Annotated in this window: 8 protein-coding genes; 6 read left to right on the top strand and 2 right to left on the bottom strand. The window is 52.0% G+C overall.

Annotation, left to right across the window (positions count from 1 at the left end; translation table 11 throughout):
* Positions 1 to 311: 311 nt before the first annotated feature.
* Positions 312 to 851, top strand: coding sequence for a superoxide dismutase family protein (locus tag KOR42_RS24925; RefSeq protein ID WP_146512522.1), 540 nt, complete (start codon positions 312 to 314; stop codon positions 849 to 851).
* Between the two features lie 264 nt (positions 852 to 1,115).
* Here KOR42_RS24925 and KOR42_RS24920 read toward each other — a convergent pair whose 3' ends face one another.
* Complete coding sequence (locus KOR42_RS24920; protein ID WP_146512521.1) at positions 1,116 to 2,615, bottom strand: hypothetical protein; 1,500 nt, start codon at positions 2,613 to 2,615, stop codon at positions 1,116 to 1,118.
* A gap of 980 nt (positions 2,616 to 3,595) precedes the next feature.
* Between KOR42_RS24920 and KOR42_RS24915 the strand changes: the two genes are divergently transcribed.
* The 4 genes from KOR42_RS24915 (at position 3,596) to dinB (ending at position 10,214) form a co-directional block, all read left to right on the top strand.
* Positions 3,596 to 6,436 (top strand): tetratricopeptide repeat protein, encoded by a 2,841-nt coding sequence (locus tag KOR42_RS24915; RefSeq protein ID WP_146512520.1) that lies wholly within the window; start codon positions 3,596 to 3,598, stop codon positions 6,434 to 6,436.
* 153 nt (positions 6,437 to 6,589) lie between these two features.
* Positions 6,590 to 8,482, top strand: coding sequence for a CRTAC1 family protein (locus tag KOR42_RS24910; RefSeq protein WP_146512519.1), 1,893 nt, complete (start codon positions 6,590 to 6,592; stop codon positions 8,480 to 8,482).
* Positions 8,483 to 8,516: 34 nt separating this feature from the next.
* Positions 8,517 to 8,933, top strand: a complete 417-nt coding sequence (gene msrB / locus KOR42_RS24905; protein WP_146512518.1) for a peptide-methionine (R)-S-oxide reductase MsrB — start codon at positions 8,517 to 8,519, stop codon at positions 8,931 to 8,933.
* 84 nt (positions 8,934 to 9,017) lie between these two features.
* On the top strand, positions 9,018 to 10,214 hold the full coding sequence (dinB, locus tag KOR42_RS24900) for a DNA polymerase IV (protein WP_146512517.1): 1,197 nt from the start codon (positions 9,018 to 9,020) through the stop codon (positions 10,212 to 10,214).
* A gap of 145 nt (positions 10,215 to 10,359) precedes the next feature.
* On the opposite strand, the gene KOR42_RS24895 is transcribed toward dinB, so the two are convergent.
* Complete coding sequence (locus KOR42_RS24895; RefSeq protein WP_197441565.1) at positions 10,360 to 10,581, bottom strand: RNA-binding S4 domain-containing protein; 222 nt, start codon at positions 10,579 to 10,581, stop codon at positions 10,360 to 10,362.
* Between the two features lie 246 nt (positions 10,582 to 10,827).
* On the opposite strand from KOR42_RS24895, the gene KOR42_RS24890 reads away from it, so the two are divergent.
* Positions 10,828 to 12,201 (top strand): hypothetical protein, encoded by a 1,374-nt coding sequence (locus KOR42_RS24890; RefSeq protein ID WP_146512516.1) that lies wholly within the window; start codon positions 10,828 to 10,830, stop codon positions 12,199 to 12,201.
* Positions 12,202 to 12,295: the final 94 nt, after the last annotated feature.

Genomic DNA, 12,295 nt, shown 5'->3' with positions numbered 1-12,295 from the left:
TGCCACCCACAACTCACCCTGAACTTCCGATTTCCGTCGCCCCAACGCCATCGTTTCCTCCTTGATCAACTCCAACTGCTGAAAGATAATTCATCTCCCCCATCAATGCGAGTTTTTCAACGGGCTGTTAAGAAGCAGTCCGGCGGATCGCTGGTGAATGAATTCGTTCGACGTTGAATTGCTCACTGGGATGTGAGAGAGTGGGAATTGTGTTGAACATTCACGCTGTCGATGTGATTCGACAGCCATCACAACACATTTTCTGTTCGAAGGTCTTAGGCCTTCAATTCAAAAATAGGAGTGATCTTACGATGAAAATGCTGACATGCTTAGCTGCAATCGTTGCGATGCTCGGACAATCGGGACTTGTTCAGGCAGACGAACACGAAATGGCGATGCCGACTGAGGCAGTCGTTGTCTTAAAACAGACCAAAGGGAACAAAGTTCGCGGACAGATTACTTTCAAGGAAGTGAACGGAGTGACTCGGATTCGTGGTCGCGTGAACGGTCTGACTCCGGGCGAACATGGATTCCATATTCATGAGTATGGTGATTTGCGTTCGATGGACGGAACTGCTGCTGGTGGACACTTCAATCCTGAAGGCAAAGATCATGGCGGTCTCCATGCAGATGAGCGTCACGTCGGAGATTTGGGAAACATCACTGCTGATGAAAACGGCTTGGCCAAGGTCAACGTGGATGTAGAAGGCCTGAAAGTCCACTTCATTCTTGGACGTTCAATCGTCGTTCACGCAGGCAAAGACGATCTCAAGAGCCAACCGTCTGGTGATGCCGGACCTCGCGTCGCTGTCGGTGTGATCGGAGTGGCTGGCCCTAAGGCGGCGAAATAGTCACAGACTGCAGCGTGACTGAGATCATAAACTCAAAGAGGCCGCACTCGTTGATTCGAGTGCGGCCTCTTTCGTTGGATTGTCCGTTCTTGCGGAAGGCTCTCTGTCTCTGCAAGTGAATTCAGAGAGACGCTGGCTATTGACTACGTTGATAATGGACTACAGCATTTTCTGTTCTAGTGTGCACTCACTCGCACGAGCAAATTCAGCCTTTTTGACCGGATGAAAAAGTTCAAGCGAGTGCACAGGAAAGAGCAACTTGCTCTAATCTGCGACTCGTGACATCCGGCTTCGTTCATCGCGAATCATTTGCCAAATGGCGATTCGATCTTTGGAACCAGCAGCTACGGCGGCAGCTTGATTGCGTCGAACCTCTTCAAGATTGCTTGTCACATTGACGCTTGGATTTCGGACTCCCACTCCTCCCCAGACGCTTGCTTCAACCCAGCCTGGATCGTAGTGAGTGTTGTAGACGATCGATCGCTGTTGAGTATTCACTTCGACAGCTTGCCCTTGGAGAGAAGCTGCGATCGCCCGAAAGGCGTTGGCAATTTTCTCGCCGTATTCGATTGCGAGGCTTGAGACTCCTGTTCGGTCGAGATCGTCGATTCGGTCGGCGAATCGCTCATGCCACAGGATGGTTCTCTCGTAGTTATTGGCTCGACGGTTCGAGACTTCGAGGTCATCAATCATCTTGTTGATCGCCTTCACATAGTCGGCGGTCGCTTTTCCTGAATCGGGTTGTGGCTTGTCGTCGACAGGGCCGGTCAATTCTGGTTCGGGAGGTGAAGGAACGGATTCGTGGCTGGTTTTGGGTGGGAGTGAGATTAAGGAAACGATCTGGCGGAAGCTCGATTCCGAGAGCTCACATTTAAGAGTGGCGACAGGACCATTCGCAGTGATTTCGGCGGATGTCAATTCGGAGATAGAAGCTCCCAGATCATCAAGAATCGCAAGGAGAATCGCTTTGACGCTGAAGACTGATTTTCCGACCTCGCTGCTGAAATCAATGTCTAATGTCGCAGAGATCTTTTCGTCGACGTTCATCACAAGCTTTGCTCCGCGAACGCCGGAGACCAGTGGGACGAGAGTGTCTGCAACGGATGCAAATTTCTTATAGCGACTCTCTTCTTTGAGTTGTCGTCGGAAAACGACAGGATCGACCATCGCTGTCAGGTCGATCATCATCACGACATGCCCTTCAGTCGATGCGGCCTTCTTGAGGTACTCGGAATTCAACGACGTTGTTCCGGAAGCAAGGGAACGGAACCACCGTGCAGCGTCCTGTCGGTGTGCTGGAACATAGACTGCGGCAAGATCGGAAGAGACTGTGGTTACGTAAGCCCGGTCATCAATCCGCACTGAATCGCGTCCAAGTAGCGATTCGACCGATGTCTCGTGTGCTTTCGCGATCGTTTCCATCGTCGTTCCGGCAGGCAGAGGAAAGGTCGTCGCGGACCAGACTTCTTCGAGGACTGTCAGGTGAAGCAACGAGCCGACAACCATGTTGTCGATATGTGGAGGAATCGCGGCTGCTCCACTTAGAAACCTTTCTTCGAGTTGAGCCTCCCATTCTTCTTCGATGGCGCGGTTCGTTTCCAGGATTTCGGACAATCGAACAATCGTGATGGTATTCGTCCCCGACGGAAGCATCTCGACACGCTCAGCAATTGAGGGCTGACCGGACGCCGGATTTGAGAATCCGAAACTCAGAGATAATGCGAAGACGAGAGTGAAGAACTGGCTCGGAGAAAGTTGGGTCATTTTCTGGACTACCTCAACTGTGATTGAGAATCTGATCAAGCTTGTCATCTGCAATATCTTGACCAGCGATGGACGTGAACTGCCGGAGAAATCATAGCAATTGGGGCAGTTTCAAGCATTCTGCGACAATGTCGAACGTAAGGCGACAAGACAATCGTGCAGGAATCGGAAACGTCCCAAATGAAACCGAAGGACCTGCAACAGCCTTCGAAACAACCAAAACTCTTGAAACCGAATTATTTTCTGCAACCCGGATTCCTCGCTTCGATTGGAAAAATGTGACTGGAAAATTCAACATCAGCATGGAATAATTCATCCAACTTTGATGGGATGTTCCGCCATATGCTTCAATATCTGCGAATTTGTGCTCTCTGCGCAGGGGTTCTCTTCTGGGGAACTCTGTCGCGAGATGCGTGCGCAACTTGCGGGGACTGGCTCGCTGAAGCGGGGTCTCATCAGACTTTTCATGGCATGCTGAGCCCGGACGGATTCGACCAACTGCAAACCGTTTCCTCCTGGAACGGAACAGCTTCCAGGTTGATCGAAGCAAAACGTTCTCTCTCACTCGATCGTCTCTTGGACAGCCAGCCTGAGGGCTCTCAAGGTTGCAACGGGCCGAGTTGTCGTCAATTGCCGCCCAAACCGATCGCACCAATTCCGAGTGTGGTTGAGGTTCAGTCGTTCGAACCCTTTCTCGTGCAACTGCTTGCACTTACGCAGACGGATTCTTCGCACAGGTGGGGATTTCTTGCTGGGAAACTGCAAGGTCTGAGCGGATACCGTTCCGACCTTGAACGTCCTCCACAATCTCTCTCTTGCTGACCTGACTTCTTGTCACGGTAACTCGTTGATGCACTACCGGATTGCAGGTTTAACCTGTGTCTGCGCATCGAATGGCGTGCGATGATGCGCCCCTGCACGGGCTCTGACCGATGCTGCGAGTTGCCATTTCTTGTGAGTAGTAAGAGAGATCCCCAGAAATGCCTGCAATTGTTCCAACACCCGGCAAGAAGAGGCCGGTCCGCGCGGTTAGTGATCGCATGCGGAAGGTTCTTCACATCGTCTTCGCACTCCTTGCGATCCTTGCAACGAATGCACTTTACCTTGCGTCGATCACTGCTTTGGAGTGGTACACCGGGAAGACGTATCAGAATTATTTTTATCAGTACATGTTCCTTGGCCACCTCATTCTTGGCCTCATTTTTATTATTCCGTTTCTGATTTTCGGTATTAATCACATGCTGGCGTCCCGGAATCGCCGGAACCGCCGAGCTGTCAAAATTGGCTATGCTCTGTTCATTGTTTCGATCGTGGTTCTGGTCACCGGTCTGCTACTCACACGTGCTGGAGGGTTCGATCTGAAGAACCCGATTGCCCGTCGGACGATATATTGGCTGCACGTCATACTGCCACTTGTTGCGGTCTGGATGTATTGGCTCCACCGACTGGTCGGTCCCCGCATCAAGTGGAGAGTCGGTCTGGGCTACGCGACATTCGCAGCAAGTCTGGTAGGAATCATGCTCTGGGCTCAGTTTCAGGATCCTCGACAATGGTTTGCGGTCGGACCTGAGACCGGAGTTCAGTACTTTGAACCGTCCCTCGCTCGCACAGCAAGTGGGAACTTTATTCCCGCACACGCGCTCATGAATGACGCTTATTGCAAAGAGTGTCATCCCGATGTTCATGCGGGCTGGGAGAAGAGTGTTCACCGTTTCAGTTCGTTTAATAACCCACCGTACCTCACCAGTGTGATGGAAACACGAGAAGTCAGTCTTGAACGGGATGGGAGTGTTCAGGCGTCTCGCTGGTGCGCGGGATGTCATGACCCTGTGCCGTTCTTCAGTGGTGCTTTCGATGACCCTGAGTTTGATGTGGTCGATCATCCAACGGCGCATGCAGGGATTACGTGTACCGTCTGCCATGCGATTACCAACGTGAACAGCACTCGAGGAAATGCGGACTATACGATCGAAGAGCCGCAGCATTATCCGTTCGCTTATAGTGATAACGCCATTCTCAGCTGGGTGAATCAACAACTCGTCAAGGCGAAACCGTCATTTCATAAGAAGACGTTTCTCAAGCCATTTCATAAGACCGCAGAATTCTGCTCGACCTGTCACAAGGTTCATTTGCCTTATGAATTAAATAACTACAAAGAGTTCTTGAGAGGGCAAAATCATTACGACAACTATCTGCTCAGTGGGGTTTCCGGACATGCGGCGCGGAGCTTTTATTACCCGCCAAAGGCACAAGTGAATTGCAACGGCTGTCATATGCCACTCGAAGAGTCCAACGACTTTGGGGCTCAGTTCTTTGATGATTCTGGAATGTTGACCGTACATGATCACCTGTTTCCCGCTGCGAATACGGGGATTGCTTGGCTGCTTGATCATTCCGATACGATTGAGGCACATCAGGAATTCTTAAACGGCACAATGCGGGTCGACCTGTTCGGGGTTCGTGAGGATGCTCAGATCGACGGTCGGCTGACAGCACCATTGCGACCAGAGGTTCCGGAACTCGAACCTGGGAAGAAGTATCTTCTGGAAGCTGTGATTCGAACTTTGAAGCTGGGGCACTTGTTTACGCAAGGAACAGCAGATTCCAATGAAGTCTGGCTGGATGTTACAGTCACGTCGGGCGGAAAGGTCATCGGTCGCAGCGGAGCGATGGATCCTGAAGAAGAGAACGAAGTCGATCCGTGGAGCCATTTCGTGAACGTTTTCATGCTCGATAAAGATGGAAACCGAATTAACCGACGGAATCCGCAGAATATCTTTACTCCGCTTTATAACCATCAGATCCCACCGGGGGCAGGGCAGACCGTTCACTACGAACTTCAGTTGCCGGAGGAACTTAGCGCGCCTGTTGAGGTTGAGATTAAGCTCCAGTATCGAAAATTCGACACTGAGTACATGCAGATCGTTGACGAGGCGACTCGCGAGCTTGGGACTCCGATTCGCGGATCGGTTGAAGGAGAGGATTACGTCAATGAGTTGCCTGTGACGACGCTTGCTTCGGATCGGATCGTGTTTCCAGTTTCTGGAGTGGATGTCGTGGTCGAGAATCCGGCAGATGATTTCCCTGTCTGGCAGCGTTGGAATGACTATGGAATTGGTCTTCTGCTGAAAGGGAAAGCCGAGCTTCGACAAGCTGCGGAAGCATTTGAGCAGGTCGAGAAACTGGATCGCTGGGATGGTGCTCTCAATCTTGCGCGTGTTTACGAACGTGAAGGACGCCTCGATGACGCGGTGGCTGCGCTTCAGCGTGCCAGTGCCTATGAAGATGAACCGGGATATCCGCGCTGGACGTGGGCATGGCTCAGTGGAGTGATTAATCGTCAACAGGGTTATTTAACAGAAGCGGTTCAGAACCTTCGCAGTGTTATTAACGAGAGGACGCCGGATATGGTCGAGCGGGGTTTCGATTTCAGCCTCGACTATGAAGTGATTAATCTTCTCGGGCGGACTCTTCTGGATCAGGGGCGTCAGCGTGCACGGCAAGGGAAAACAGAAGAAGCCCGGCAGCTTTGGAAAGAGTCTGTCCTCGAGTATCAGAAGACTCTGGCAATCGATGCCGAAAACCTTGCAGCCCATTATGGCCTCTCTCAAGTTTACCTGGAGTTGGATGAGCCGGAGAAGGCAGCCGAACACGCCAGACTGCATGAACGCTTCAAACCCGACGACAACGCTGCCGGTCGAGCGGTGCGGCTTGCTCGGGAGAAGTATCCAGCTGCCAATCACGCCGCTGAAGCAGTTGTCAAATACCCTCTGGATCGTGACGATTTCGTCGAGCAAGAGGGCGATTCGGCAGAAGAATAAATGTTTCGTTGATCTGCATTGCCACCGCGATTCGGTGGCAATGCTTTCTGCAGCCTCTCTGATGATCGCTTCCTTCTCAAGAAGTCGAAGTGTGTACGAATCGGAGTCGGCGAAAGTTCATCAATACGTCTCTTAGCGGATGAGAAAATTGCGATGCAAGAATCCGAAAAATATGAAGATGGTTATGACCCTGATCAGGACGAGCAAAACGATGCCGTTGTCGGAGTTGCGTTGAAATGGTCGCTGGCGGTCCTGGTGGTGCTGGGAGGCGTCGTCGGAGGGACTGTCTGGTGGTTGAATCGGCCAAAAGTTGTCGAAGTGAGCGAACCGACCGAGTTGGCAGATGTCCAAATACGTGAGTCTGAGGATGTGGACATTCCGCAGATTCCATTCACAGACATTACTGACGCTGCTTCGATTGGTTTCGTCCATGAAAATGGAGCGGCTGGTCAGAAGCTTCTTCCCGAAACCATGGGAGGAGGGTGTGCGTTTTTTGATTTTGACAATGACGGAGATCAGGATTTGCTGCTCGTGAATTCACAAACCTGGGAGGAGTTCGCGGGTGAGTCGGAGTCGTCCGAATCAACATTGGCCCTCTATCGAAATGACGGGAAAGGCAACTTCGAAGATGTCACGGAAGGTTCCGGGCTGGATGTCACGTTGTATGGAATGGGAGTGGCTTGTGGTGACTACGATGGAGATGGGCTTGTCGATCTTTACATCACCGCCGTTGGACCGAATCGCCTGTTCCACAACGAAGGGAATGGGAAGTTTGCGGATGTGACTTCGAGTGCAGGTGTTGCGGGTGGCAAGCAGGATTGGGGCACCAGTTGCGGTTGGTTTGACTACGACCACGATGGCGACCTTGATTTGTTCGTTTGCAACTATGTCACGTGGTCGAAAGAGTATGATCTCGCGCAGGACTTCAAGCTGACGGGAGGAGACCGGGCCTACGGTCGGCCGCAGAACTTTGAAGGTGCGTTTCCGTATCTGTTTCGAAACGATCAGAACGGAAAATTCACCGATGTCACGGAGTCCGCAGGATTAGAGATTCGGAATTCAGCGACGAATGTTCCAGTCGCGAAGTCCCTGGGAGTGACCTTCGACGACTTCGATTCCGATGGCTGGCTCGACATTATTGTCGCCAACGACACCGTTCAGAATCTCCTGTTTCGCAACAATCAGGATGGAACGTTCCGCGAAGTGGGCGCGATCTCCGGAGTGGCGTTTGACATGAACGGGATGGCTCGCGGGGCGATGGGAATTGACTCGGCACCGTTTCGAAACAACGACTCGATTGGAATCGCGATTGGAAACTTTTCAAACGAGATGACTGCTTTGTATGTCTCTTCCGGGCAGTCGATGCAGTTTGTGGACGAGGCGATTGCGTCGGGTTTGGGGCCAAGCACTCGTCTAAGTTTGACGTTCGGCGTTTTCTTCTTTGACGCCGATCTCGACGGAAGAGTCGATCTGTTCACTGCCAACGGACACCTCGAAGAAGATATCAATCGTGTGCAACCAAGCCAGTTTTATAAGCAATCGCCGCAGTTGTTCTGGAACTGTGGACCTCGGTTTCAGACAGAGTTTCTGCTTCTTTCCGACTCGTCAGTCGGCGAAGATTTCTCGGCTCCGCTCGTCGGTCGAGGTGCCTCGTACGCTGACATCGACGGAGACGGGGATTTGGACATTCTGATCATGGCAACGGGAGATAAGCCGCGACTGTTGCGTAATGATCAGCTGACCCGGAATCATTGGCTTCGATTTGACCTCGAGGGAGACGGCTCGAATCCGCACGCAATCGGGGCTGAAATTCGAGTGGAATTCGGAGATGAGGTTCGATTTGGTAAGATCATGCCGACACGAAGTTACCTCTCCCAGGTTGAACTTCCAGAGACGATTGGCCTGGGAAATGCTACAGCGGTGGATCGAGTCGCTATTTATTGGCCCGATGGGACTGTTCAGGACATTGGGGCTGTCGATGTCGACCGGGTTCATCGTGTGAGAAAATCAAACCTCCAGACAGCTTTGGTGAACGAACGTTCCTAAATCAGGCTGGAGGATGAGAAAAGAGAGTGAGTCCATGAAGCAGCAAATTCAGCGAACTGAGGAGGAATGGCGAAAACTTCTTTCGCCAGAGCAGTATTATGTGCTCCGCGCCAAGGGGACTGAGCGGCCTTTTCGAAATGAGTTTGACGATCATTTCGCGGAAGGTTTGTACAGTTGTGCAGCGTGTGGCGAAGAACTCTTCAGTTCAGAGACCAAGTTCCAATCGGGCTGCGGTTGGCCTGCTTTCTATGCTGCGAAGGCGGGGGAGAACGTCAATCTCTTCGAAGACTACTCTCACGGAATGACTCGAACGGAAGTGACGTGCGCGAGTTGTGGATCACATCTCGGTCACGTTTTCGATGATGCCCCGTCGACTCCGACCGGTCAGAGATATTGTATCAACTCGGTTTCTTTGAAGTTTACTCCCTCACAAGAAGGATCTGCCTACTGAATGGTCTGAGATTGTTTCGGGGACGTTGATCTGCCAGCATGGGAAATCATCATCCAGCCACTTCTCATTCGATAAGACTTGAGAATGATTCTACATGTCGACATGGACGCGTTTTACGCGTCAGTGGAAGAACGCGAGAATCCAACTCTCAAGAATCGCCCTCTGATTGTCGGAGGGACTCGAACCGGAAGAGGTGTGGTGGCCGCTGCGAATTATGCGGCCCGCGAATTTGGTATTCACAGCGCCATGCCAGCCCGCCGTGCATTCCAATTGTGTCCGTCGCTGATTTCGATTCGTCCCAGAATGGAGATTTACTCGTCGGTCTCCCGAGAGATTCAGCAGATCATGTTCCGGTTTACTCCGGAAGTTGAACCGTTGTCTCTCGACGAGGCATTTCTGGATGTGCGTGGCTGCACGCATTTGTTCGGCCCGCCAATCGAGATTGCCCGGAAGCTGAAAGAGACGATCCTTTCTGAGACGGAGTTGGTGGCTTCTGTTGGGGTGGCACCCAATAAGTTTCTTGCAAAGATTGCAAGCGATCTCGACAAACCGGACGGGCTTGTCTTTGTCGATTCTTCAAGCGTTCGGGAATTTCTTGATCCACTTCCGGTCGGAAGAATCTGGGGAGTCGGACGATCCACGCAAAGTGTTCTCAGTCAGCATGGAGTCGCTACGATCGGTGACCTCCGGAACTTGTCGCGTCCCGCGCTCACTTCGATTTTCGGCTCGTACGGAGATCGGTTTTATCAACTGGCGAGGGGGATCGATGAGCGGCGCGTCATTCCGGATCGGCAAGCTCAGTCAATTTCGCACGAACGAACTTTTGTCGAAGACATGAGTGATGTCGAACTCATCGAATGTTGGGCGCTTGAGTTGACTGATCAAGTCTCTCGAAGACTCCGGCGGAATAAGCTTCGAGGCAAAACGGTCAGTCTCAAAATCCGCTTCTCCGATTTTCAGACCCTTATCAGAAGTCACACCGTTGATCGTCCGACCGATTGCACTCAGACGATTTGGAAAATCACGCAAGACCTGATCCGTCAAGCGACGAAAGGACAGCCGCGCCCCGTCCGCTTGATCGGCGTTGGAGTGGGACACCTTGCACGGCCTCAAAAGGTGCAGCAAACTCTTTTCGAAGACGAGCCGACAGATGTACGAAGCGAAGTGCTCGACGATGTCCGTGATCGAATTCAAGATCGCTTCGGAACACAGTCACTCGGACGAGCCAGCGGATTGCTGCACAATATTTCGGATCGACGAAGCCAACCCGGCGGCGAATAGTTTCTTCTCTCATTCTCGCCACTTAACTTCGCGGCGTCGGCACTGGTGCATCTTCTGATTTGGAGTGCACTCAGTCGCACGAGCAAACTCAGCCTTTTCTCCGGTGAAGGAGTTCAAGCGAGTGCACTGGAAAGAGCAACATGCTCTAATCGTCTGTGCTTTCGATGACGTATTCTTCTTCGTCAATCACCACGCTGTCGCCAGCGACGAGTTTTCTGCGTCGCCGTTTTTCGACAGCGCCGTTGACTTGCACTTCCCCGTTCTGAATGAGCTGTTTAGCTTGTCCTCCGGTGTCGACGGCACCACAAAGTTTGAGAAAGTGGTCGAGCCGAATATGGTCTGGGGGGATCGAGGAATCGTCGGACACGGGACGCTCTTTGGTGGTGCGAAGGATTTTTCAGGAGAAGGGAATTGACGGCGAACCGGTGTTGAAAATCTCGCGAGGCTCGCAACCACTGCTTATATCCTAACGTCGCAGACGAATCCATCATGAACGCTCTGCGATGGGTTGCTTCTCGATAGCTGGATCGGTCAGGATGACACACTTTGGCGGCAGAGTCGTTCGAGACTCTCACGACTATTGATCAAGGAAATTCTAGCAATCGGAAACACGATGAGACTCGTTCACCTGGGAATTTTCACGCTGTTCATGATCCTTCTGGGAAACGCTTTCGTTCGATCGAGTGAAGCGCAGAACGCTTCGGCTGAGCAGATTGTTGAGCAAGCCGAACCCAATACTCTTTCAGACGCACTGGAGAGGATTTCGGAACTACGAAAAGGCGGGACAACAACACCGGTTGTGCTTGAGATGCAAGCTGGTGTTTACCGACTGGGGCAGACTCTTGTGATCGATTCGGAACTTGTCGGGGACGGCTTGACGCTTCGAGGTCCGAAAGAGAACTCCGTGACATTGACCGGCGCGATGGAACTTGGATCGAAAACGGATCTGGGGGGCGGACGATGGAGTTTCGAAATTCCGGAGAGTGCAGGAGAGATTGCTCGCCTCAGAGCGGTTCTCATCGATGGGGAACTTCGTCCACCGGCGAGGTTTCCGAGAACGGGAACTCTTCGCATCGCACAATCGCTTCCGGACCGACGGAGCGGATTCACCGTGAATGAAGGTGATCTTCCCGATGGAATCGGCGACGACATCGAAAACTCGACTTTGATCCTGCTTCACGACTGGTCTTCAAGTCAGCTTCCCATCGCCTCTTACGACGCATCGACTCGAACTTTGAAAACGGTCGGCCCGATTGGTTGTTCGGCTGCCCACTATGCGATCGATCACTTTGAAAGACAGCCACGATACTGGATCGAAGGTCACCCGAGTTTTGCAAAGCAACCGGGAGATTGGGTACTGAATTCCGGTTCCAATTCAATTCTTTACATCGCTGAAGAAGGTGCTCCGCTGCCGAATGTTGAGCTTCCGCTTCTTGAACAACTTGTCGTTGTGAAGGGAGAGGACGAACAATCGGTTCGGAATCTTGTCTTCGAGGGAATTCGTTTCACAGGGACAAAATTTCCAATGCCCGCGGGAGGACTGGCAGGTGCTCAAGCGACGATGAATGAACCCCGAAATGCTCAGGGGGAGCGGACAACAAGCAATCGGCCAATGCTCTCAGCTGCGGTCGAAGTTTCTCTGGCGAGCGATTGCAAATTCGTGGGCTGTGACTTTGAAGAGCTTGGAAACACCGGATTGTGGTTGGGATCGAGAACGAGCAATTGTCGTGTGACGAAGTGTCGGTTCGATGCGATCGGAGGCAATGGCCTGAACTTGGGAGAAGATCGAACACGCAAGGTTGAAGATCAATCCTGGACCAATTCCGCGCCTGAACAAGTTCCGACTCGGAATCGGGTCGATCATTGTGAGATCAGCCACTGTGGCAATGTTCTTCCGGGAGCGGTTGCGATTTGGGCTTCATTTCAGCGGGAGTTGTTAATCGAAGAGAACAATATTTGCATTGTTGAAAACATCTCTGGAATCTGAGATGAGAATGCGCTAAAATCTGGTGATGAGTGATTCCCCACGAACGAATGTGTTGTTGGAAGTGGCAAAGCTGTCGCTTCGGATTGGACGCAAG

It is taken from the genome of Thalassoglobus neptunius (genome assembly GCF_007859735.1).
GTDB classification, from domain to species: Bacteria; Planctomycetota; Planctomycetia; order Planctomycetales; family Planctomycetaceae; genus Thalassoglobus; species Thalassoglobus neptunius.
Note: the sequence above shows the minus strand (reverse complement) of the source record. Positions and strands in the feature narration are given on the sequence as shown.

Excerpts from the sequence above, each read along its gene's own strand:
- msrB (WP_146512518.1), top strand. The coding sequence starts at position 8,517 with ATGAAGCAGCAAATTCAGCGAACTGAGGAGGAATGGCGAAAACTTCTT.
- KOR42_RS24915 (WP_146512520.1), top strand. The coding sequence starts at position 3,596 with ATGCCTGCAATTGTTCCAACACCCGGCAAGAAGAGGCCGGTCCGCGCG.
- KOR42_RS24925 (WP_146512522.1), top strand. The coding sequence starts at position 312 with ATGAAAATGCTGACATGCTTAGCTGCAATCGTTGCGATGCTCGGACAA.
- KOR42_RS24890 (WP_146512516.1), top strand. The coding sequence starts at position 10,828 with ATGAGACTCGTTCACCTGGGAATTTTCACGCTGTTCATGATCCTTCTG.
- KOR42_RS24920 (WP_146512521.1), bottom strand. The coding sequence starts at position 2,615 with ATGACCCAACTTTCTCCGAGCCAGTTCTTCACTCTCGTCTTCGCATTA.
- KOR42_RS24910 (WP_146512519.1), top strand. The coding sequence starts at position 6,590 with ATGCAAGAATCCGAAAAATATGAAGATGGTTATGACCCTGATCAGGAC.
- dinB (WP_146512517.1), top strand. The coding sequence starts at position 9,018 with ATGATTCTACATGTCGACATGGACGCGTTTTACGCGTCAGTGGAAGAA.